This window comes from Streptomyces sp. NPDC047081 (genome assembly GCF_040643775.1).
Lineage (GTDB): Bacteria > Actinomycetota > Actinomycetes > Streptomycetales > Streptomycetaceae > Streptomyces.
Window position 1 is genome coordinate 144,007 of record NZ_JBEYUY010000001.1, and the last position, 22,954, is coordinate 166,960.

Annotated in this window: 16 protein-coding genes and 1 pseudogene; 2 read left to right on the forward strand and 15 right to left on the reverse strand. The window is 72.8% G+C overall.

Going from position 1 to position 22,954, the window contains the following annotated elements:
* Nucleotides 1-257: 257 nt before the first annotated feature.
* From ABZ848_RS00670 to ABZ848_RS00680, 3 genes are read right to left on the reverse strand one after another with little or no spacing between them, the layout of a single operon-like run.
* Nucleotides 258-1,277, reverse strand: a complete 1,020-nt coding sequence (locus tag ABZ848_RS00670; protein ID WP_360822987.1) for a MoxR family ATPase — start codon at nucleotides 1,275-1,277, stop codon at nucleotides 258-260.
* A gap of 55 nt (nucleotides 1,278-1,332) precedes the next feature.
* Nucleotides 1,333-3,219, reverse strand: coding sequence for a trypsin-like peptidase domain-containing protein (locus ABZ848_RS00675; protein WP_360824290.1), 1,887 nt, complete (start codon nucleotides 3,217-3,219; stop codon nucleotides 1,333-1,335).
* Nucleotides 3,220-3,221: 2 nt separating this feature from the next.
* Entirely contained in the window at nucleotides 3,222-3,554 is a 333-nt protein-coding gene (locus ABZ848_RS00680; RefSeq protein WP_360822990.1) for a CU044_2847 family protein, read from the reverse strand.
* 254 nt (nucleotides 3,555-3,808) lie between these two features.
* Between ABZ848_RS00680 and ABZ848_RS00685 the strand changes: the two genes are divergently transcribed.
* Entirely contained in the window at nucleotides 3,809-7,432 is a 3,624-nt protein-coding gene (locus ABZ848_RS00685) for a S8 family serine peptidase (RefSeq protein ID WP_360822993.1), read from the forward strand.
* An 81-nt stretch (nucleotides 7,433-7,513) separates the two neighbouring features.
* Here ABZ848_RS00685 and ABZ848_RS00690 read toward each other — a convergent pair whose 3' ends face one another.
* The 4 genes from ABZ848_RS00690 to ABZ848_RS00705 all read right to left on the reverse strand — a co-directional run bounded on the left by ABZ848_RS00690 (nucleotide 7,514) and on the right by ABZ848_RS00705 (nucleotide 11,903).
* Nucleotides 7,514-8,845, reverse strand: coding sequence for a carboxyl transferase domain-containing protein (locus ABZ848_RS00690; protein WP_360822996.1), 1,332 nt, complete (start codon nucleotides 8,843-8,845; stop codon nucleotides 7,514-7,516).
* Complete coding sequence (locus ABZ848_RS00695) at nucleotides 8,838-10,292, reverse strand: acyl-CoA synthetase (RefSeq protein WP_360822999.1); 1,455 nt, start codon at nucleotides 10,290-10,292, stop codon at nucleotides 8,838-8,840. The genes ABZ848_RS00690 and ABZ848_RS00695 overlap by 8 nt, the downstream gene beginning before the upstream one ends.
* Nucleotides 10,293-10,377: 85 nt before the next feature.
* The gene (locus ABZ848_RS00700) at nucleotides 10,378-10,641 is read right to left on the reverse strand and encodes a hypothetical protein (protein WP_360823001.1); all 264 of its coding nucleotides are present in this window, start codon (nucleotides 10,639-10,641) and stop codon (nucleotides 10,378-10,380) included.
* A gap of 134 nt (nucleotides 10,642-10,775) precedes the next feature.
* Nucleotides 10,776-11,903 carry a MerR family transcriptional regulator gene (locus ABZ848_RS00705; protein ID WP_360823004.1) on the reverse strand — a complete coding sequence of 376 codons (1,128 nt, stop codon included), beginning with the start codon at nucleotides 11,901-11,903 and terminating at the stop codon, nucleotides 10,776-10,778.
* 133 nt (nucleotides 11,904-12,036) lie between these two features.
* On the opposite strand from ABZ848_RS00705, the gene ABZ848_RS00710 reads away from it, so the two are divergent.
* Nucleotides 12,037-12,930, forward strand: a complete 894-nt coding sequence (locus ABZ848_RS00710; RefSeq protein WP_360823007.1) for a hypothetical protein — start codon at nucleotides 12,037-12,039, stop codon at nucleotides 12,928-12,930.
* Between the two features lie 50 nt (nucleotides 12,931-12,980).
* Here ABZ848_RS00710 and ABZ848_RS00715 read toward each other — a convergent pair whose 3' ends face one another.
* The 8 genes and pseudogenes from ABZ848_RS00715 to ABZ848_RS00750 all read right to left on the reverse strand — a co-directional run bounded on the left by ABZ848_RS00715 (nucleotide 12,981) and on the right by ABZ848_RS00750 (nucleotide 22,926).
* Entirely contained in the window at nucleotides 12,981-13,583 is a 603-nt protein-coding gene (locus tag ABZ848_RS00715; protein ID WP_360823010.1) for a hypothetical protein, read from the reverse strand.
* Nucleotides 13,546-14,385, reverse strand: coding sequence for an FkbM family methyltransferase (locus ABZ848_RS00720; RefSeq protein WP_360823013.1), 840 nt, complete (start codon nucleotides 14,383-14,385; stop codon nucleotides 13,546-13,548). Before ABZ848_RS00720 ends, ABZ848_RS00715 begins: the two co-directional genes overlap by 38 nt.
* A gap of 173 nt (nucleotides 14,386-14,558) precedes the next feature.
* A pseudogene (locus ABZ848_RS00725) lies at nucleotides 14,559-14,777 on the reverse strand (Trm112 family protein); the annotation flags it as partial.
* Nucleotides 14,774-15,691, reverse strand: coding sequence for a hypothetical protein (locus tag ABZ848_RS00730; RefSeq protein ID WP_360824293.1), 918 nt, complete (start codon nucleotides 15,689-15,691; stop codon nucleotides 14,774-14,776). The pseudogene ABZ848_RS00725 and the gene ABZ848_RS00730, both read right to left, overlap by 4 nt.
* Before the next feature lie 23 nt (nucleotides 15,692-15,714).
* Nucleotides 15,715-16,467, reverse strand: coding sequence for a class I SAM-dependent methyltransferase (locus ABZ848_RS00735; protein ID WP_360823015.1), 753 nt, complete (start codon nucleotides 16,465-16,467; stop codon nucleotides 15,715-15,717).
* The gene (locus tag ABZ848_RS00740) at nucleotides 16,464-17,852 is read right to left on the reverse strand and encodes a condensation protein (RefSeq protein ID WP_360823018.1); all 1,389 of its coding nucleotides are present in this window, start codon (nucleotides 17,850-17,852) and stop codon (nucleotides 16,464-16,466) included. Before ABZ848_RS00740 ends, ABZ848_RS00735 begins: the two co-directional genes overlap by 4 nt.
* Nucleotides 17,849-22,189: an alpha-(1->3)-arabinofuranosyltransferase family protein gene (locus ABZ848_RS00745; protein WP_360823021.1), complete on the reverse strand. Its 4,341-nt coding sequence runs from the start codon at nucleotides 22,187-22,189 to the stop codon at nucleotides 17,849-17,851. Before ABZ848_RS00745 ends, ABZ848_RS00740 begins: the two co-directional genes overlap by 4 nt.
* Nucleotides 22,186-22,926, reverse strand: coding sequence for a class I SAM-dependent methyltransferase (locus tag ABZ848_RS00750; RefSeq protein ID WP_360823024.1), 741 nt, complete (start codon nucleotides 22,924-22,926; stop codon nucleotides 22,186-22,188). Before ABZ848_RS00750 ends, ABZ848_RS00745 begins: the two co-directional genes overlap by 4 nt.
* Between the last annotated feature and the right edge of the window lie 28 nt (nucleotides 22,927-22,954).

Consider the following 22,954-nt stretch of genomic DNA (forward strand, 5'->3'; position numbering starts at 1 on the left):
CGCCGGCAGGGGATGCTGCCTCCGCCCTCCGGTCGGCCGCAGAAGATCCTGCCCCCACCGACCCGTCGCCGGCAGGGGATGCTGCCTCCGCCCTCCGGTCGGCCGCAGAAGATCCTGCCCCCACCGACCCGTCGCCGGCAGGGGATGCTGCCTCCGCCCTCCCGTCGGCCGCAGAAGATCCCGCCTCCACCGACCCGCCGCCGCAGGACGCCGCCCCCGCCACCCCGCGTCGGCCCTCCGCCCCGGCGCCGTCGCCCTCAGACCCCATCGCCGTCCGCCGCCGCGCTCAGATACGGCATCAGCTGCTCCGCCAGCTCCTCCCGCGAGCCCGCCTCCAGCCCCGCCACCCCCGTCAGGTAAATGGCGTTGAGCAGTTGGTCGGTGGCCAACTCCCCCGTGCCGGAGCGTTCCAGGAACTCCTCGATCAGGGACTCGGCGCGGTCGTCGGGGGTGCCCAGGTGGGCGCGGACGATGTCCGTCAGCTGGTCGCGGCCGGGGCGGCGCAGTTTCAGGCGGACGCAGCGGCGGAGGAAGGCCGGCGGGAACTCGCGTTCGCCGTTGCTGGTGAGGACGACGAAGGGGAAGGCGCGGCAGCGGACGCGGCCCCGGGACACGGTGACCGGGGTGTCCGTGCCGTCGGCCAGCACGTCGGCCGTGCCGGTGGCGGAATGGCGGGCGGCGCGGACCAGTTCGGGGATCTCGTACTGGCCCTCCTCCAGGACGTTCAGAAGGTCGTTGGGCAGGTCGAGATCGCTCTTGTCGATCTCGTCGACGAGGAGAGCGCGGGGGCGGTCGTAAGGGAGGAGCGCGGTGCCGAGGGGGCCGAGGCGGAGATGGTCCTCGACCCCGCCGCGCAGGCTCTCGTCGGCCTCCGCGCCGGGGCGCGCCGCATACAGCCGGGAGAGCGGGTCGTACTGGTAGAGGCCGTCGGAGAGGGTGCTGCGGCTGGTGATGTTCCAGCGCAGGACGGGGCCCAGGCGCAGCTCGCGCGCCACCGCGTAGGCGAGGGAGGACTTGCCGGTGCCGGGCGGGCCGGTGACCAGGAGGGGGCGGCGCAGGCAGAGGGCCGCGTTGACGAGCTGGATGCTTTCCGGCGTGGCCACGTACGTCCTCGCGCGGTGCACACGGTCCGGGGAGACCGCCGCCGCGTCGTCCGTCTCACCGGGCGGCGGCAGCGCGGGTCCGCCGTCGAACGCACGCCAGGGCGGCGGATCGGGCAACTCCGCGATGCCGTCGTGCGGTTCGCTGTTGCCGGTGTAGACGGACCAGTGCGGCATGGGACGGGTCTCCGGTCTGCGGGCGATGCGGTCGCGGCGGGGGTGGCGGTGGCGGTCAGGCGATGGGCGAGTGCAGGTGTACGGCTCCGGTGTGCTCGTCGGTGAAACAGCGCGGGTCGTCCCACAGCAGCTGGATGTCCCGCGCCCAGTGGTCCTCCTCGGCGTCGGCCTCCTCGCGCAACGCCAGTATCGTGCGCGGGAGTTCGGCGGGCGGCACGTGTGCGACCCGGGCGTCGAGCGCGTCCAGGAACGCCGTGCCGGGGCAGTCGTCGGCGCCCGAGCACCCGGCTTCTCCTTCTGCCTCGCAGCCGCGGCGCGACCACACGATGACCGGGGCCGGTGCGGTGACGGACTCCTCGAAGTGCGGGCGGGTGCGGGCCCGCGGGGAGGCGGCGGCGAAGCCGGCCAGACAGGCGCCGGGCCGGCGCATGCGCTGGCGCAGCTTCATGGGGTTGTCGGTGCAGTCGCAGGCGACGCGCTGGATCGGTGCGGCCTCGCTGGTGCGCAGGCGGTCCCAGACACGGGTCAGGACGTGCCGTTTGGCGGCCGTACGGCGTACGTGGTCCGTGACGACGACGGGGTACGAGCAACCGAGCGGGGTGGGGTCGTCGGGGCCGCTGCCCCAGCGGTCCACCGGCAGGTCCAGCCGGTCGCGGGGCAGCGCGAAGGCGATCAGCTCGTCGGCGCCCGGGGTCAGACAGCGGAAGGCCGCCTCGACGTGGTCCTGGACGTAGGCGGGCAGCCGGTCCTCCGGAACCGTGTCCGAGGCGACGGGGTGGCGGCGGCGTCCGCTGTACGCCGACACCTCGACCCGGTAAACGTCGCTGCCCGCGCCGCTGGGCCGCACCTCCACCAGGATCGGCGCCCAGTCGGGAGCGCCGCCGCGGGCCGGGGCGTTGAGCAGAGCGTCCAGCCGGTCGGCGAACCGCGTCGGGGTCTCCGGGTCGTCGACCTCGCACAGCACGAACCAGGCCGCGGCCCACAGCGACGCGAACCCTTCGACCGGCGCGGGCGGATCAAAGGGCCCGGCGGCATCGCCGTACAGCCTCACGGGATCGCACTCCAGCCCGGCCAGCACGGCTTGTTCGACGAGGCCGCGGAGGCGGGCGTGGTCCGCATGGGGGTGAGCGGTGGCGGCGAGTCTCTGGGTGGGGCTGCTGAGATCGGGGGTCGGGCGGCTGAGGCCGGGGGCGGTGCCGGCGTGGCCCGGATCGATATCAGCGTGACCTCGGGTGGGGTTGCCTGGAGTCGGTGCGGGGCCGACGAGACTCGGTGGCGGGCCGCTGCGGCTCGAAGCGGAGTCGGTGAGTACCGGGACCGCGCCGGTGAGACCGGGGGCCGGGCCCAGGCCGGGCAGGTCGGGCCAGTAGTTCACGATGACGTCTGTGGGCATCATGCGGCCGGTGCGTACGTCGCGGGCGCGGTCGGCCGCCGTGACCATGCCGACGACCTCGCCCGTGTCGACCAGGGTGACCGCCGCGCCGCTGAACCCGGCGACCAGCGGCTGGCCGTGCCCGCGCCACGCCTCCAGCTGGATCCACTCACGGCTGATCAGGAACGGCCCCGCGGTGACGCGGTACTCGGCGAGTGTGCCCTCGTCGTACCCGGCCGGGAACCCGTACGCCACCAGCCTGCGGTCGCCGTGCGCCGCGTCGGCCGACGCGAGGGCCGCCGGGGCGATACCGACCTCCCGGTCCAGCTGGAGCACGGCCAGATCACCCCGGTCGGCGAGGCGACCGGCGGCCCAGCCCCCGTGCGCGACGACCCGCGCCGGGACCGGCTCGAACCCCGGCCGCTGCGGGAACGACACGGTCAGCTCCACCCGGTCGCTGTCCTCGACGACATGAGCGCAGGTCAGCACCTTGTCCCGAGTCACCAGAAACCCCGCGCCGGCCACCTTGCCGCCGCACTCGATACGAGCGTGCCACTCGGCGTGCCGCATGGTCAGGTGCCGGATGCGGGAGACGTGGGGGTCCACGACAGCTTGACCACGAGATGGCCCTCGGCCGTGCCCTTGGCTATGAACGCGCCCGCCTCCGCGGACATCTTCACCCCGAACTCGATCTCCACGCCGTCCGGTTTGAGGCTGCCGTCGCGGAAGACCCGCAGCGCCGCCTCGGCCGCCGCCCGCACCCCGTCCAGCGCGCCCTCGAAACTGTGGGCCGCCTGGACCGTGCCGTCCCCGCGCCGGACCAGCCGGGAGCCCGGGTTCTCGTCCGTCGCCTCGACGGCGACCACTGACCCGTCGCCCATCGTGAACTCGACCAAGCCTTCCATGACGCCCCCGTCCGCCGTGCTCACCGAGCATCCCCATTCTTCCGGACGGCGTTCGGAGTTGTCCCGGTTTCCACACCCCATGCCCGTCTCCGCCCCGGCTGGCGGGAACCCGCCACTGCACCAACCCGCCACCCCCACCCGACTCCCCCCGCCCCACCACCCCCTCGACACTCTTCGCAGCACTCGGCGGCAACCCGGCGGCACCCCACCACGCCCAACGGCGTTCAAGGGTGCTCGACACAGAAGAGGTGTGCATGAGCAGAGGACCAGTCGGACGCGGGGCGATCCTCCTGTCGGCGGGGCTCGTGCTGGCGCTGCTGCCCACGGCGCGGGCGGGCGCACGGGACGGTACCCCCGCCCCCGTGCGCGCCGCCGCGGCCACCCGCACCGCCGCGCCCACCCGCACCGTCACCCTCGTCACCGGCGACAAGGTCACCGTCACCGACCTCGGCGGTGGCAGGAAGACCGTCGCCGTGGAGCGGCCCCGCGGTGCCACCGGTGCCGTGCGGACGCAGACGGACGACGGCGGGATCAGCGTCGTACCGGACGAGGCGCTGCCCTATCTGCGGGCGGGCGCGCTCGATCAACGGCTGTTCGACGTCAGTGAGTTGATACGGCAGGGGCTGGACGACGGCAGGACCGGCGAGCTGCCGCTGATCGTCACCTACGAGAAGGGCGCCCGGGTCGCCACCCCGCGGGACGCCGAGCGGACGCGGACGCTGGAGAGCGTGCGCGGGGCCGCCGTGGACGCCGACAAGGGGCGGGACTTCTGGACGGGGTTCACCCGGCAGGCCGGTGTCCGGAAGGTGTGGCTCGACGGGCGGGTCCGCGCCGACATGGCCGAGAGCAACGCGCAGATCGGGACCCGGGCCGCCTGGGACGCGGGGCTGACCGGGAAGGGGGTGACCGTCGCCGTGCTGGACACCGGCGTCGACACCAGTCATCCCGATCTCGCCCAACGGGTCTCCCTCACCCGGAGTTTCATCGACGGTGAGGACGTCGCCGACCGCAACGGGCATGGTACGCACGTCACTTCGACCGTCGGGGGCAGTGGTGCCGCCTCCGACGGGAAGGAGAGGGGGGTTGCCCCGGACGCCACCCTCGCCGTCGGGAAAGTGCTCAGCGACCAAGGGACGGGCAGCGAGTCGCAGATCATCGCCGGCATGGAGTGGGCCGCGCGGGACGTGCACGCCAAGGTCGTCTCGATGAGCCTGGGGTCCACCGAACCCAGCGACGGGACCGATCCGATGGCCCAGGCCGTCGACACCCTGTCCAAGGAGACCGGGGCTCTTTTCGTCATCGCCGCCGGCAACACCGGCGCCCCCTCCTCCATCGGCTCACCCGGCGCCGCCGACTCCGCGCTCACCGTCGGCGCCGTCGACGCGAGCGACCAGGCCGCCTACTTCACCAGCGCCGGACCGCGCTACGGCGACAACGCCCTGAAGCCCGACATCTCCGCACCGGGCGTCGACATCCTCGCCGCGCGTTCCGGGCTCACCGGCGGCAGCGGCTACTACACATCCATGAGCGGTACGTCGATGGCGACGCCCCACGTCGCCGGGGTGGCCGCCCTGCTCGCCCAGGAACACCCCGACTGGACCGGCGCCCAGTTGAAGGACGCGCTGATGTCGAGCTCCCGGCAACTGGACGCCTCCGCCTATCAGCTGGGTGCGGGAAGGGTCAGCGTGCCGGATGCCGTCGGCGCGAACGTCACGGCCACCGGGAGTGCCGACCTCGGGTTCTACAGCTGGCCGTATGACAAGAACCAGCCGGTGACCAAGACCGTCACCTACACCAACACATCCGATACGAACCTCGAGTTGAGCCTCGCCGTGCAGGGTGCCCCGGACGGGGTCGCCACGCTCGCCGACTCCTCCCTCACCGTGCCCGCGCACGGCAGCGCGTCCACGACCGTCATGGGGGACGGCTCCAAGGCCGCCGTCGGCGACACCAGCGGGCAGATCGTGGCCAGGGACAAGGCCGGAACTCCCGTCGCCCACACCGCGTTCGGGCTGGTCAAGGAGGAGGAGCGGTACACGCTCACCGTGCACGTCAAGGGCCGGGACGGGGCCGCGACCCCCGCCGACCTCGTGGTGCAGAAGCTGGCGGCCGGCTCGGACGCGTACCCGGCGTATGTCGGCGACTCCGGCACGCTGAAGCTGCGCCTGCAGCCGGGGACGTACAGCCTCGCCTCCTTCCTCGACGTCCGCGGCAGCCACGGCGCCGACTCGCTCGGGCTCGGCTTCCTCGCCGCGCCGGAGATCTCACTCGACCGGGACCGTGAAGTCACCCTCGATGGGCGGCAGTTGAGGCAGGTCAAGGCGCAGGTGGGGCGGCGGACCGAGACGCGGCAGCTGCTCATGGAGTACGACCGGAACGCCGGCGGCACCGATCTGTTCGGGGCCGTGCAGGTGCCGGTGAAGTACGACAGCGTGTTCGCCGCACCGACGGAGAAGGTCACGCGGGGGACCTTCGAGTACCGGACCGTGTGGCGGCTCGGCAAGCCGCTGCTGGAGGTGAAGGGCGTCGGCGAGGCGGTCGTGCAGGCGGGTGGCACGCTGATCGAGGGCAGGAGCCGGCTGCCGCTCGTGGACGTGGGGGACGGGCCGTTCACCGGGGTCGCGGGCAAGGCCGTGCTCGCGCACCTCGCCGAAGGTGCCGATCCGGTCGCGCTCGCACAGGCCGCACAGGACGCCGGGGCCAAGGCGCTGTTCGTCACCGACGACGCTCCCGGGCGGCTCAACGCCTGGTGGGGCGACGACGACAACGGCGACCGGCCGCTGCAGATCGCCACGGTGAACACCGCCGACGCGGCCCGGCTGCGGGCGGCCAGGACGGTCGACATGACCGGCACGCTCAACACGCCGTACGTGTACGACCTTTCGGAGGGTCACCGCGGGGCGATCCCGCGCGGGGATCTGACGTACGCCCCGAGCGCACGCCAACTCGCCGTACTGAGCACGAAGTTCCACGCCGTGAAGCCGGTGACGGACGGCGGGGAATTCCGGTACTCGATCACCGACGCCTTCCCCGTCGGGCTCGGGTTCGCGGAACGGATCGCCTACCCGGCCAAGAGGACCGACTATGTGTCCACCGGGCCGGGGCAGTTGTGGCACGAGTCGGTGACCGTCGGGGACGGGGCGCTGGAGGAGCGCAGCGGTCTCGTGCGGTACGCCGGCGGTTCGCACCGCGAGCTGGACTGGTTCCGGCCGGTCTGGCATCCGTGGCTCGGGACCGGGCTCGGCTGGGGACAGCAACGGTCCGGAAACCAGCTGCAGTTCAACACCCCCGGCTGGGGCGACTCGGGGCCCGACCACACCGGGTTCGGGGACGTCTGGAGCACGGAGAGCGGCATGACCCAGACCACGGAGGTGTACCTGGACGGCGAGTTGATCGACCGGCGCACCGGCTCCGGCGCCTACGCCTGGGACGCGCCCGCCGACCGGCACACCTACAGGGTGGTCACCGACACCGCCCTCGACGCCGACCGCTGGAAGCTGTCCACCAGGGGCCACGCCGAGTGGACCTTCCGCTCGGCGGCCACACCCGACGACCGCTGGACCTTCCTCCCCCTGATCAACCTCGCCTTCGACGTCGACACCGACCTCGCGGGGGATGTACGGGGCGGAACGTGGGTACCCGTCGGACTGGGCGCGGAGTACGTGAAGGGCGTGCCGGACACCGGGACCATCGGGGACGCGCGGCTGCGGGTGTCGTACGACGAAGGGAAGTCGTGGCGGCCGGTGCAGCTCGTCGGCGGCCACGGCACGCTGAACGTGCCCCGTGGCGCCGCCTACATCTCGCTGCGGGCCTCGGCGAGCGACGACCGGGGCGGTTCGGTGGCGCAGGAGATCATCCGTGCGGTCGGGGTGAAGTAGGGGGGCAATGGGGGTACGAAGCGGCCGGCGTCGCCTCTCCGGAACGGGGCGGCGCCGGTCTCCCACTCCCTCACCGGGGTGTCAGACGATGCCTCTGATCACGCCCAGCTCCAGCAAGTCCTGCGGGCGGAGCCGCAGTTGGTCCGCGGTCGCCTCGACTTCCTCCGGCGGGCGTTTGAGGATGGCGGCCGCCGACTCCGGGGCGATCACCGAGAAGTAACTGTCCCTTGTGGCCCAGGTGTTGCCGGGTGCGGCCAGTGCGAGCGCGCCGCCCGAGCCGCCCTCGCCGATGACGAGGGTGGTGACCGGGGTGCGGGCGGCGGCCACGGCGGCGAAGACGTCCGCGATCGCCGCACCGGCCCCCTGCCGCTCGGCCTCCGCGTCATTGGCGGCGCCGGGGGTGTCCACCAGCGTCAGCACGGGGATGCCGAGCCGCCCCGCGAGCCGGATCAGCCGGGCGGCGGTGCGGTATCCGGCGGGGCGGGTGGCGGTGCCGGTCTGGGCGGCGTAGCCGACGGTACGGCCGTCATGGGCGCCGAAGCCGCAGAGCATGCCGGGGTCGGTGCCGCCGGCCCGGTCGCCGCTGACCGCGACGCGGTGGGTGAAGTAGGCGTCCAAGTAGGCCTGGGCGCGGGGGCGTTCGGGGGCGCGGGCGCGGTGGACGGCGGCCCAGCCGGTGGCGGGGAGGTGGTCGGGGCCGGCCCCCGGAGAAGCAGGGAGGGATACCTCCCGCGCCGGCGATGTCAGCAGCCCCAGCCACCTTCCCAGCGTCTCCCGCAGCTCCTCCGGCTGTACGACCGTGTCGACCGCCCCCGCCGCCAGCTGCGCCTCCGCCGTGTACGCCGTCGGGTCCGCGTCGGGCGGGCGGACGCGGGAGCCGGCGAAGCCGACCTGGGCGTCCGGGAGGGCGAGGATCACGTCGGCGCCCGCGCCCAGGGTGGCCCAGCCGCCGCCGGTCGTGGGGTCGCGCAGGACGGCGATCTGGGGCAGCCCGGCCTCTCTCGTCAACGCCGACTGGTGGGCCACGCGCTGGAGTTGGGTGAGGGCGAGCATGCCCTCCTGCATGCGGCTGCCACCCGTGGCGACCAACGGGACGACCGGGAGCCGGTGTTCACGGGCATAGGCGTACGCGGCCTCCAGGCGGTCGCCGGTGCGTTCGCCGAGCGAGCCGCCGAGGAAGCCGAACTCGAAGGCGATCAGGACGGCCTGCGTGCCCGTCACGGTCGCCGTGCCGCAGACCACGGACTCCGTCTCGCCCGTGCGTTCGGCGGCGCGGGCGCGCGAGGCGTCGTAACCCTGCCAGGTGAGGGGGCCGTCGGGCTTGGAGTCCCTTGCCGGGTACGGGAGTTCGGTGAAGGTGGAGTCGTCGGTGACGAGGGTGAGGATCTCGCGGGCGGAGCGGCGGTCAGTCACTGTGCAGGGCCCGCTTCATGATCTTCCCCATGTCGTTGCGGGGGAGGGCGGAGAGGTGGTGGACGACACGGGGGCGTTTGTGCGGGGCGAGGCGGCGGGCGACATGATCGGCCAACTCGTCGAGGCCGGGCGGGTATTGGGGATCCTCCGGCACCACCCAGGCCACGATCCGCTCGCCCAGGTCGGCGTCCGGCTCGCCGGTCACGGCGGCCTCCCGCACCCCAGGATGCTCCAGCAGAGCGTTCTCGATCTCACCCGCCCCGATCTTGTAACCCCCGCTCTTGATCAGGTCGGTGGCCTTGCGGCCGACGATCCGGACGTAACCGTCGGACTCGCGCACCGCCATGTCGCCGGTGCGGAACCAGCCGTCGGCGGTGAAGGCGGCCGCCGTGGCGTCGGGGCGGTTGAGGTAGCCGGTGAAGAGATTGGGGCCGCGCACCTGGATCTCGCCGACGGTCTCGGAGTCGTACGAGGTGATGGGCGATCCGTCCTCCTCGACGAGCCGGAGCTCGACGCCGAGGAGGGGCACGCCGACGGTCCCCGGGCGGGCCTCTCCATCCGCCCGCACGCTGGTGTTCATGAGCGTCTCCGTCATGCCGTACCGCTCGATGACTCGGCGGCCGGTCGCGGCGGCGATGCGTTCGTGGTCGTGGACGGGGAGGGCGGCGGACCCGGAGACGAGCAGCCGGGCCCGGCCGAGCGCCTTGCCCAACTCGGGGTCTTCCGGGAGCGCTTGGGCGATCCGGTGGTACATCGTCGGCACGCCGAAGAGCATGGTCGCGCCGTCGTTCAGCTCGCGTGTGACGCCGTCGGTGGTGAAGCGGCCGAGGTGCCGGACGGAACCGCCGCGGCGGAGGGGGCCGAGGATGCCGAGGACCAGGCCGTGCACATGGAACAGGGGCAGCCCGTGCACGAGAACGTCGTCGCCGGTCCACTGCCAGGCGTCGGCCAGGGCGTCGAGGGTGGTGGCGATGGCGCGGCGGGGGATGACGGCGCCCTTGGGCGGGCCGGTGGTGCCGGAGGTGTAGACGACGAGGGCGGGGTCTTCGTCGCCGACGGCGGAGGGGGCGACGGGGGCGCTCCCGCTGCCGCGTGCGTCGACATCGACGTCGACGCGCGGCAAGTCCCGTAGAGGCGCGGGAAGTTCATCCCCAGCCGCGGCCACGACCACTGCCGGCGCACTGTCGGACAGGATGTGCCCGAGCTCCTTCTCGCCGGACTTCGGATTGAGGGGTACGGCGGCCACGCCGGCCCGCAGGGTCGCGACGACGGCGATGGCGGTCTCCAGCGCGGGCGTGGCCCAGACGGCGACCCTCTGCGCGCCGCGCAGCCGCTCCCCGAGGGCGCCGGAGACCGCCGCGAGCTCCCGGTACGTCAGTGACCGCTCGCCGAAACGCAGGGCGAGCTGCTCACTCGGGCTCTCCAGAGCCGGAAAGAGAGAGGACACGCGGCGCACTCCTTGTCGTGGGGACCAACACCCCGTTCCTACACCAGCACCACCGAAATCACTCGCCACCGCTGCTTGATCCCGGTCACTCCGGCCGACGCCGGGTACCGACGAGCGTGGCGAGGTCCTCGGCGAGCGGGATCTCGATCGTGCGCAGGGCGGGGTGCCGCAGCCAGTGCAGCCGGGGGAGATCGGGCCTGCCGTCGTGCAGGGGCGGGTCCTCGGCGGCCGGCGTGAAGTCGTCGATCACGATCCGACCGCCGGGGGTGAGCAGGCGGTCCGGATCGGCGGGGTCGTCCGAAGACCTCGGCGGCCACGCGGGCCCGTACGGGGTCCCGTCGCCAGCCACGCGCTGACTCTGCGGTGTTGCGGGTGTCGGTCGGCAGCTCCGTAGGGGTGCTGGTTCGGTGCGGGCTGACGGTTGGCTGTGGCTGGTCGCGCAGTTCCCCGCGCCCCTGAGTGGGGTGACCAGGCGTTGGTTGGTCAGTTCGCCTCCACCACGTCCGCCACCACGCAGCTCACGTTGTCCGGGGCGCCCGTTGCGTTTGCCTCGCTGATCAGGGTGTGGGTTGCCTCCGTGGGGGTTGGGGCTGTCGTGAGGATCGTGCGGATTCGGGCGTCGGGGAGGGTTGTCGGGAGGCCGTCCGAGCAGAGGAGGTAGCGGTCGCCCGGGGCTGCGTCCTGGAGGTGGAGGTCGGGGGTGGTGGTGCCCAGGGCTTTGAGGAGCAGGGAGCGTTGGGGGTGGGAGGTCGCCTCCTCGGGGGTCAGGCGGCCCTCGTCGATCAGGGACTGGACCACCGTGTGGTCGTGCGTGATGCGGAACAGGGCGCCGTCGCGGAGGAGGTAGGCGCGGGAGTCGCCTATGTGGACCAGGGCCAGGTGGGAGCCGGTCCAGAGGAGGGCGGTGAGGGTGGTGCCGTTCTCGCTGGTCGCGCCGTTCTTGTCGGTTGTGCCGTTCGCGGCGGTGGCGGCGGAAGCCGGGTCGTGGACCGTTTCCGACGCGTTCCGTACCGCCTCCGACGCGCTTCGGACCGCTTCCTCCAGGACGTTCAGGATCTCGCCCGGCGGTACCTCCTCCGTGTCCAGGAAGCGCAGTGCCTCCACCGCCGCGCTGCTCGCCGGTGCGCCAGCCGGGCCGTAGCCGTCGGCGACCGCGAGCAGGCGGGTGCCCGCGTACGCCGTGTCCTGGTTGGTGGGGCGGACCCGGCCGCGGTCCGAGTGGGCGTGGTAGCGCAGTTCCAGCATCGTCGTGTCCCTTCGGGGTGGTGTCGACAGGTGCGTGACCAGGAACGCGGCGAGGTCCCGCCGTACCGCCGTCTCCGCCTCGACCCCCGCCCAGTACGCGCGGATCTCCACCGCCGCGTCCGCCGGTGCCAGCGCGCACACCTCGCGGATACGGCCCAGCGGCATACCCAGCCGGCGCAGCCAGGCCACCAGGCGGGCCCGTTCCAGCTGGGCGAGCGCGTAGTAGCGGTAACCGGTGTCCGGGTCGACCCGGGCGGGCCGCAGCAGGTCCAGCTCGTCGTAGAGGCGGAGGGCCTTCGGGGAAAGGCGGCACGCCTTGGCGAAGGCGCCGATGGTCAGCGTCTGCGTCTTGAATTGCGTCTCCATGGCTTTGGCGACCTCGTTTCGTTCCTCACGACGATGCTGGGGCTTCCCCGAAGGTGAAGGTCAAATGGGTTGCCGTGGTTGCGGGCGGTCCCGTTAGCCTGCGGGCGGTCACCGAAAGAGAACGGAGCCCCCCTTGTCCCGCATCGCCCTCGTCACCTACGACCCCGGGTCCGAGCCCAACCGCGACCGTGACCTGCCCGTGCTCGTGGACGCGCTGCGCGCGGACGGGGCCGAGGCGGATGCCGTGAGCTGGGACGACGGTGGGGTGGACTGGGCGTCGTACGACCTCGTCGTCATCCGTTCGACCTGGGACTACAGCTGGCGGGCGGCCGAGTTCGTGGCGTGGGCCGAGCGGTGCGGGAAGGTCACGCGGCTCGCCAATCCGGCCGAGGTCGTGCGGTGGAACACCGACAAGAGGTATCTCGGGCAGCTGGCGGAGGCAGGGGTTCCGGTCGTGCCGACGCGATATCTCGCGCCGGGGGATGCCGTCGATCTGCCCGACGGTCGTGAGTACGTGATCAAGCCGACCTCGGGGGCGGGCGCGCGGTACGCCGCCCGGTACGCGCCGGGGGAGCGGGCGGCGGCCGTACGGCATCTCGCGCGTATGCACGAGGAGGGGCTCACCGCGATGGTGCAGCCGTACCTGCACGGCATCGACGTCGCTGGTGAACGGGCGCTGCAGTTCTTCGGCGGACGGCTGCTGCACGCCAGCCGCAAGCGGGCCGTCCTCGCGCCCGGCGCCGCCTACGACGCCGACAAGGTCGCCCACCCGGACCTGGAGCCGTGGACCCCGACACCGGCCGAACTCGCCGTCGCGGAGGCCGCGTTGGCCGCCGTACCGGATGCTCCCGAGCTGCTGTACGCGCGCGTGGACCTCGTGGACGGGGAGGGCGGAGAGGACGGGGAGGGTGCGGGGCCGGTGGTCATGGAGCTTGAGCTCGTCGAGCCCAATCTCTTCCTGTTTCTGCATCCGGGGTCCGTCGAGGCCGTCGTGGCGGGGATCCGGGCGGCGGCTGCGGTGCGCTGACGCGACAGGCCCCTGATCACGGTCCCGGATCATTCCCCCCCCCAGCGCCCTCACCCCGTAACCGCCACCCGCTGCAGCAACCCCCAAGTGAACTCCGCCGCCACCTGCCTCCCCACCCCCTCCCCGTCCGGCGCCGTGAACGCCAGCCCCCACCGCGTCGGTGCGGTCCCCTCCAGCGGGCGTGCCGGGGCGAACGCGCGGGCAGCCTCGTCCACCGTGCAGGACCAGGGGGTCAGGTCGGCGAGGGTCTTCAGGTCCGGGCCCTCCGCACCCGGTGCCCTGACCAGCCACTCGTTCCACACCGCGCCGTTCGGAGCCAGGAGGATCTCGAAGCGGAGGGTCGGCCACAGGGGGACCGGCCAGAGCCAGGCCTCGCAGTCGAGGTCGCCGATGCGGCGGCGGACGGAGGACTCCGGGGTGCCCAGGATCGAGCGGTAGCGGGAGGCGGCGGCGCGGGATCTCGGAGAATGCTGCATCGCCTGCCAGCGCTTGTTGGCCTCCCGCATGTCGGCGATGGAGACGCCCAGTTCGTGCCGGGCGTCCTCCACCAGGTCCGGGTTGTGGTCGGCCATGCGGCGCAGCAGGACCAGCTGGAAGTCGAGCGGGGTGAACGGGCTAGCGGGGCGCTTGGCGGAGGGCGGCATGCGAACCATGGTCTCCCACGGCACTGACACCGGGGCGGCGGCCGTCCGGGAGGAAGAGGACCGAGTTGACGTAGCGGGGGCGGCTGCGGAAGGGGAGGACGCGGGGGAGCAGGCCCTGGGTGACCACATGCGCCGCCGCCTCCTGGTGGGCCTCCAGCGGGAACTTCGCCAGCCGCACCCAGGTCGTGCCGGGCAGTACCCAGCCCTCGTATCCCAGCAGCGACAGATAGGTCACGACCGGTGCGATCGGCTGGATGCGGGACTCCAGTTCCACGAAGAGCGCCGGGCGGTCCCGGGCGAGCAGCCCGGTCGCCCCGCGCAGGACGGCCAGTTCACTGCCGTCCACGTCGATCTTGATGAAACCGACCTCGCGCAGGCGGAGTTCGTCGAGCGTGACGCACGGGACGTCCAGCGCGTGGGCATGGATGTCGCGGCGGACCAGGGAGGACACGCCCCGGTCGCCCGCGTCGTCGGCCGGCAGCCACAGGCGGGCGATGCCCGGCCGGTCCGACGCGGCGGCCTGGACGACCCGGACGTTCGGCGGGGCGGCCGCGGTCAGCAGCCGGGCCAGGTGCGGGACCGGCTCCACGGTCACCACGCGCCGGGCCCGCCGCGACAGCCGCCGGGTCCAGGGGCCGTACCAGCCGCCCACGTCCACGGCCGTCCCGCAACCGGCCGGGCACAGTTCGTCCAGCCGGGCCAACTCCGGCTCGAAGCGCGGATAGACGGCCCGCGCGGCAGCCGCGACCAGACGGATGGGCAGCAGCGGGGCCAGCCGGGCGGCGAGTGTGCGCGGCGGAGTCCCGCTCACGGGGCCACCCCGGGCGCCTGGGGCCCGCGACGGTCGCCACCGCGGCCGTCGCCACCGCCGGGGCCGGCGGCACCGACACCGCCGCGGCCGCCTCCGCCGACACCGCCCCCTCCATCGCCCCCGACGCCACCGCGACCGTCTCCGCCAGTCCCGCCCCCGATGCCACCGCCCCCGGCAAGCCGCTTCAACAGCTCCTCGTGTTCGTCGTCCGACACCTGCTCCCCGGACGAGGGCAGCAGCTGCGGGATGCCGTCGACGATCGGGTAACGGCGGTGCAGGCGCGGGTTGTAGAGGGCCTCCGGAGCCGCCAGCCCGTCCGGCTCGAGAAGGTGCAGCGGGCCCTTGTCGAGCGGGCACGCCAGGATCCGCAGCAGCGGGTCGTCGGGGTTCATGGTGGGGTCAACTCCTTGGCACCGATGGGGGGTTGCGCGGGCGCGGTGTCGTGCTTGGGCATGGTCAGCAGTACGGACACGGCGAGCGCCGTGCCGCCGAGCCGCAGGGCGAGTCGCAGCGGGTCGTGCGGCAGCGCCTCGCCGAACGAGAGCGTGCCGAGCACCGCCGTGTACAGACAGGTCACCGTCGTGCACACCGGCACGATCAGCGAGGCCCGGCAGCGCTGCAGCGCCGCCTGCGACATGACGAGGCCGAACGCCCCGGTGAACATGAGCAGATACGGGTACGGCGACTTGAGCAGGTGGACGACGGCACCGCCGAGCCCGCTGGTCGTCAGGTAGCTCGACACCCCCTTGATCGCCAGCGAGCTGACCCCGTACAGCAGGCCCACCGCCACCCCGTACTCCACGCCCGTGGTCGGCGCGCGGTGCCGGTGGCGCGAGCGGCGCTCGGCGGCCCCGTACAGCCACACCCCGGCGGCCAGCGAGGGCACGCACACCAGCAGGATCAGCTGGTACGGCGCACTCCGGCTGACCGTGTCCGCGCCTGAACCGTCGTCCTTCAGTGACAGTACGACCATCAGCAGCGCCGCCAGGATCGCCCCGAGCGCGTACCGTTCCCGCCCGGTCGTCTCCTCGCCGAGCAGCCGCGCGGAGAGCAGCACCAGGAGCACCAGGCCGGAGACGAAGATGCCCTGGGCTGCGGCGATCGGCAGCGTCCGGTAGACGGCGAGCTGCGCGCCGAAGCCGGCGGCGAGGGAGAGCGAGCCGCCGATCCACAGCGGGCTGCCGAGCACCAGCCGTAGCAGCCGGGCGGGTTGACGGATCGTCACCTCCGGAAGCGAGCCGAGGGCCCGTTTCTCCAGGACGAATCCGAGGCTGTACAGGGTGTTCGCCATCAGCGCCGCGGCCACTCCCCACCACATGTCCCCGCCCCCTAGGTCTTCTTGCGCGCGTGCAGCAGCAGAATCGACGCTAGGGACGGTCTGGAGCACAGCAGCCGGTCCAGCGGCCGCAGCGGACGCGGTACGCCGTGGAAGGGGGCCCCGGCGACACGTACGACCTCGAAGCCCGACGCGGCGACGAACTCCCGTAGCGCACGGGCGGTGTAGAGCCGCAGATGCCCGACGACCTCCGACCCGGGACGCCCGTGGATCCCCCGCAGGCTAACCTCGGAGAACACGGGCTGCACCCCCGCCGCCAGCAGCGCGCGGTTGTACCAGGCGGCCAAGTTCGGTGTGGACAGCATGAGATGACCGCCGGGCCGCAGCACACGGCGGAGCTCGTCCATGGCCGCGTCCGGGTCGACGAGGTGCTCGATCACCTCGCTGAACAGCACGGCGTCCGCGCATCCGCTCCTGAACGGCAGCCCCCCGCCGGTGAGTTCACCGCGGATCGTGTACGTCAGATGCGCACGGGCCCGCTGGAGGGCGTCCTGGGACCAGTCGACGCCTACCACACGATGGCCGGTGAGCAGCGGGGCGGCCACCGCGGCGGCGGTGCCGTCGCCGCAGCCGACGTCGAGGACGGTCCGCGAACCGCCGGCGCCGGCCGGGCCGAGGGCGGCGGCCAGCATCCGGGCCTGCCGGAGGCTGCGCGGGGCGCCGGAGGCGACGGGCACGGACGGGTCCTCGTAGAAGTCGCGGAGGTCCTTGGGCCGGCGCTGCGGATGGGGTGCCGTGGTGGTCACGGGGTCACCTCCGTCGTATGCAGATAGTGCTCGAACAGGTCCCGCAGATGCGCCCCGTCGCCGTGGCTGAGCAGGGAGCGGGACCAGCGCAGGGCGAGGTGGAGGCGGCCCGCGGTGGAGGCGGTGGTGACGGTGAGGCCGCGGGGCATCCGGGCGGGCGCGGAGAACCAGACGGCGTGCGCCCGGCCGGCGTCCTCGCCGAAGTCCAGGGAGTAGGGGATACGGCCGATGTTGCTGAGCAGGGTCGTCGAGGTCCAGGGCGCGGCGGCCCTGCGCAGCCCTCTGGTGAGCGCGGCCCGCCAGGCGACGGGTGTGACGGGGGCGGTCAACAGGGCAGCCCCGTGCCCGAGTTGGGGCCGGGGAAGGGACTTGAGGGCGCGGGTGCGGAGTGCGGTGCGCTGGAGGAGGGCGGGCATGTCGGCGGTGGCGTGCGCGTCCAACTCCTCCGGCGCGAAGGGCACTTCGACCAGCCGTGTGCCGTTGCCGATGGGCATGGTGGCGTCCCGCGGCCGGTCGTCGACGGGCATCGTGATGCGCAGGGGGCGGGGGTGTGCACCGTGCTCCCTGTTCCAGTGGGTGATGGTGAGGGCCGTGGCGATCATGAGCTGGTCGTTCACGGTGTAGGGGGAGCCCTTGGGGCGGTGCGGGAGCGGGAGCTCGGTGACGAGCATGCCGTTGCCGGGGGAGGGCTCGGGGGTGCCGGGGGCGACCCGGGCGGGCGGGGACCAGTTGGAGGGGGTCTCGCCGGGGTTCTGGGGAGCGTCGGGGGTGGTGCGGGTCGGGGGCGCGGCGGGGGAGTTGTCCCGGCCGCCGTATATCTCGGCGGCGGTGGCGAGGACGCGGAGACAGGCGGGGCCGTCGAGGGCGGTGTGGTTGATGGTGAGGAAGAGGACGGTGCCTTTGTGCTGCCGACCGGCTGCATGCGGCTGGGTCGGTACCCCGACGGCATCCGTCGCCTCACTTCCCTCGACCGGTCCCGCCCCTTCCACCACCTCCAACCGGACCGGAGGAGAAAGGGACAACGGCGGCGCGGTCGTCAGCGCCCGTGTCCGCGCGTCCCGCAGCGCACACCGCCCCGCCTCCGGAAAACTCACCACCTCCACGTCCGGCTCCGCCGTCAACTCCCACTCGTAGCGCAGCCGGTACCACCGCCCCGGGGCCTCCCGCATCAGGATCCGCGGATGCCTGCGCAGCGCCTCCGTGAAGGCCGACCGCAGCCGCTCCCGGTCCAGCCGCCCCGGCAGATGGACCTCGATGTGCACGGTCTCCGGTTCCTCCTCCTGGAGACAGTGCCGCGCCACCTCGTCCACCACCGGGAAGGGGATGCGCCCCGGCGGTACGGGCCCGTCGGTGCCGTTGCGGGCCGGGTGATCCAGTGCGGTCATGCGTGCTCGCCCCCCTTGTGGAGCTGTTGGGTCGGCGCCTCCGAAGAAGCCGGGGGCGGCGGTGGCGGCGGCTGGGTCACGGGCGCCGGCTCGCGCATCGGCGGGGGCACAGCCCTGGACCCCGGCCCTGCGTCCGGCTCCCGCATCGGCGGGAGTACGGCCGTGGACTCCGGCCCTGCGTCCGGCTCGCGCACCGGCGGGAGTACGGCCGTCGAACCCGGACCCTCGTCCGGCTCCCGCACACTCACCACCCCCGCGAACAACCCGATCAGCGCGAGCAGTTGAGCCGCGTGTCCGAACGCCCCCTCGCCCGCGCCCACCGGCTCCCCGGCCCCGGTCGCGGCGGCGATCCCCGCCCCCACCAGCGCGACGAACGCGAGCGGCACCAGCAGTGCGTGCCGCCGGTACGCGAGCAGCGCCAGTGCGGGCACCAGCAGTGCGAACCACCCGGCGATCAGGACACCCACCACCGTCAGCACGACCGTCCCGAGCCACAGCCCCGGCAGCGGCGGCACCGGCTGCGGCGGGTCGGGATTCTCGGCCCGCCGGCGCCACACGACCAGCCCGATCAGCGCCGCGAGCCCCACCGCACCGCCGATCAGCCCGCCCTCGTACGTCGTGGCGGGCTCGTACGACAGCTTGACCGTGCCGCCCGCCCCGGCCGGGATCCGCCAGCCCTGCTGCCAGCCGTCGAGCCGGACCGAGGTCAGCTCCTTGCCGTTCAGGGTGGCCTTCCAGCCGTCGTTGTAGTTCTCGTACGTCGTGAGGTACATGGCGTCACCGGAGCCGACGCTCACCTCGCGCCGGTCACCGAGCCAGTCCCGTATGGTCAGTTGACGTTCCACGGCGGCCGCCTCGGTGACCGTGCCGCGCGTCAGGGTCACGCCGGTCAGCGCGAGCGGCCCGGCATCCCCGGCCTCGACACGGTGCGTTCCCGCGCTCAGCTCCAACTCACCGTCATCACGCCCTTGCTGACACAGGGTCACATCCACCTGGCGCCGCTCGGTCAGGTCCCCGACCGTCCCCTTCGCACTGGTCTGGTACAGCTCGCCGTCCACCGCCACGTCCGGCCCCTGCCCGCACGGCAGCGAGAAGGTCCGCCCGGACCTCGGCTGCGGGGTGCGGTACTGGTCGAGCGCCGGGATGTACGCCTCGCTGAAGCCGACCGGCAGTCGCAGGTCCTCGTCGGCGACCGGGTTGTAGAGGGTCGTCGCGGCCGTCTTGCTGACCGTGATGTCCAGTCGGTCGGTGGTGATCGGGTCGAAGCGGACCACACCGTTCTCGTCGACGCCGGCGACCGTCGCGCCGTCGGGCGAGGTGATCTGCACCTCGGTCGCCCGGGTGGACAGCCCGCCCGCCGGGGCCAACACCACTTCCCCGATGGGCTGTTTGCCGTTCCAGCGCAGATGGATCGTCGGCCGGTCGCCCGCGATCCACGCCGTCGTCAGATCACCGTCGGTGAGGTTGCGCGCCGACAGGCCCGCGCCGAGGGCCGCCGTCGAGTCGGCGGTGGCGACGATGCGGTTCTGCTGGTCGGGGGCGACCTGGTAGAGCAGCTTGTCGAGCTCCTCGCCGTTGACCGGCACCGCGTTCGCCTTCACTTCGTACGTCCCCGCCGTGGCCGTGGTGAAGCTCCGGTGCAGGCCCGCCTCCGTGCCGGTCGCGGAGAGGCCGGTGGGGTCGGCGGCGCGGTGCAGGGAGATCAGCGTGGCGGAGGCGTCGGAGTCGTCGGCGTCCGTGGGGAGCCGCAGCATCCGCGTGACCTGGACGTGCGGGAGGTCGATCTCCGAGAACCCGGCCCCGGTCAGCCCCGCGTGCCGCGCGACGGAGTCGACGATCGTCAGCTTCATCCAACTGGTCGAGCCTGCCGGGGCCTTGATGCTCTGCACGGACCCGTCCGGCCGCAGGAAACTGGTCCGCGCCCCCTTCTCGGTCTCCACCCGCACCTTCGTCGCCGCCGACCGCACGCTCTCCTGCGGCAGCGGGCTCACCTTGAACGACGAGGGCATGTCGTACGACCCGCTGAACCCGATCCGCACCCACTGCCCGTCCGCCGACCCGGGCGCACCCTCCGTCCAGGCGGTCTCCGGGTTCCCGTCGAAGGCGTTCACGGGGTCGAACTGCGGCAGATGGAAGAGCCAGTTCCCGTACGAGGAGGCAGTCACGGAATCCGCGCCGCGCAACTGCGCCACGGTCTGATGGCCGAGCCCCTCGGTCGGCAGGATCTGGTGCGGCTTCTTCCCCGCGTCCTGGGTGGCATCCGGCGCGTTCTTCTCCGAACTCGTATACGTGTATGAGGTGTTGGCGGTGACGAGCCCGAACCGCGTGTCCGCGCGCCGCAGCCCGTCACCCACCACCTGGAGGGACGGCGAGCCGAGCCCGGGATGGTTGTCCCCGGTCAGCACGGTCGCCCGGCCGCGCAGCTCCGTGGCCAGCGGCAGCAGGGACTCCGGCCCGCCGGAGACGACGGCGGTGTCGGACACGGGCAGCAGCCGGGCCTGCCCCGGCCGTGGGACGTCCTCGCCGGACGGCTCGTAGATCTCCACCGCCCGCTGCCGCGGATACAGCCCCTCCACCTCCAGCGGCGCGTCATGGGCGATCACCCCGCCGGTCATGACCGGCCCGAAGCCGGTCACCCGCTGGTACCCGGACTGCTCCAGCGTCCGCTTCACGGTGCTGGTGGGCACGGAGTCGGCCTGGCCGGGATCCAGGTCGTTGCGCACGACGACGTAATAGATCCCCGCCCGGCTCAAGTAGTCGGCCAGCCCCGGAACTTCACTCCCGGAGGCCAGCGCGTCCTCGACGGCGTCCATCGCGCGCCGGTTGCCGGGGGTGCCGAACGGCACGAAGTCCCGTTGCGCCCAACGGGACTTGGCGAGCACATCAAGGGGCTGGTCGATGGGGGAGCCCCAGCTGTAGATCCCGTGCGCGGTCGCCGGGACCACCAGGGCACGCGAGTCGGGCGAGTACTTCTCCAGCCAACTGGCCGTGGTCTTCCAGTACTTGGGCAGCTCCTGGAAGGACCCCGGATTGAGGATCGACCCGTTGAGATACGGCCACATCAGCCCCGGCAGGATCAGCACCGCCACGACCAGCGGAGCGAACCGCCGCCCCCGCACCGGCCGGGCACCCCGCGCATCCGTGGCGATCCCCACCACATGGGCGAGCCCCAGCACCAGCGCGAGCGCCAGTCCCGTCTGGAACTTGTAGATGTTCCGGAAGGGAACGAGGCCGCCGTTCAGCCAGTCCTGCACGACTCCGTGGAAGGGCGCCCCGAACGCACCCCCGTACCCGGCGAGCAGCACCAGCACGCAGGAGATGACCGTCAGTACCAGCCACCGCCGCTCGGGCATGTCCCGTCTGGCGAGCCCGGCGAGGCCGAGCCCGGCGGCCAGCGCCGAACAGACGATCACGACGACGGACGCGGCGACCGTCCACCCGGCCGGCAGCCAGGCCTCGCCGAAGTGCAGATACGCGACCCAGTTCCCGGCCCCGCGCAGGGCCTCGGTGGCGGACATGGTGGCCGTGGTGGTCTGCGACGACTCCACATAGGGCAGGAAGTTCTCCCCGTAGACCCCCAGCATGACCAGCGGAATCCACCACCAGGCCGTGGCCACGACCACGCCCGGCACCCACCACGAGATCAGCTTCCGCTGCCGTGGCCCGGGCGGCCGGGACAGCAGATACAGCCCCACCGGGAGCAGCGAGGCAAGCGTGGAGGCCCCGTTGACCCCGCCCATGAAGGGCACGACCAGCGCCGACCGCAGCGCGGCGACCCGGGCGCTGTACCGCTCGTCGATCAACGGCAACAGCACCCACGGCAGAAAGGCGCCGGGGAGCATGGCAGCGGACGTGGACCCGACCACGATCGTGAAGACCGGCCACAGCGCATAGGCGACCCCGGCCAGCAACCGCGACCCGCCACTCCCGATCCGCAGCCGCTCGGCCAGCCGCAGGGCACCCCAGAAGGCCACCGCGACGATGAGCGACATCCACAGCCGCTCGGCCAGCCACACCGGCAGTTGCAGGGCGTGGGCCAGCCAGTAGAACGGCAGCATCGGCCACAGATAACCGGCGTACTGGTCCTGAATGCCGCCGAAGCCGCCCTGGTCGTGCCAAAGCTGCCCGAGATCCGAGAAGAAGGCCCCCGGATCGACCGTCACACCCAGCTTCGTGTCGAAGGTCTGCCGCCCCGGGTGCACCACCAGGAACAGGACGAACACCACGGCCCAGAACCCCACCAGCCAGCGCCGCGACCGCGGGCCCTCCGGCGGACCCGAGGTGGCCGCGGTGGTGGGGACGGCAGCCGGAGGAGGAGCCTGGACCGTGGTCGTCATGGTGGACACCGCCGGAGAATGAGGAGGAGGTTCCAGGTGGCCAACTCCCTTATGCCGGGCGCCTTCACGACGGTCTCGGCGAGGAAGGGCCAGTAGCGGGAGCGCGCCGAGACGACCGTGACGTCGTCCCGGGCGCGCACCTGCCGCAGGGTGGTGCCGATGTGCACGGCGAAGAGGTTCTCGCCGAGGGTGTGCTTCGCCGGTCTTCCAGTACGACGCCGGTAGCGGGCCCGAGCCCGCTCGGCCCCGAAGTAGTGCCAGGGCGCCCACTCGTGCCCGCCCCAGGGGGACAGCCAGTTGGTGAACGACACGTAGATCAGCCCACCGGGCCGCGTCACCCGGGCAAGCTCACTGAGAAACGTCTCGGGATCGGCAACGTGCTCCAACACATTGGACGAGAAGGTGACATCGGCGACCCCGTCGGAGAGGGGCAGCAGATATCCGTCCGCGATCACGGCGGAGTCGGGAGGCTTCTCGCCGAGTTCCGTCACATCGGGCTCGAAGAGATACGCGTGCGCACCCCGCCGCCGAAACTCCTCGGTGAAGTACCCGCTGCCCCCACCGACGTCGACGACGGTACGCCCGGCGACGGGACCGTCGTAGGCCTCGACCTGGTCGGCGGCATCGCGGGCGAGCAGCTGATAGCAGCTCTCGGGATCCTCCTGCTCGTGCCGAAAGGCACGGAAGAGGGCGAGCGAGCGCTGAAAGGAGGGATCTTTGAAACGCGGTTGGGCCACAGCGCCCCGCCAGGGGCGCGGGGAACTG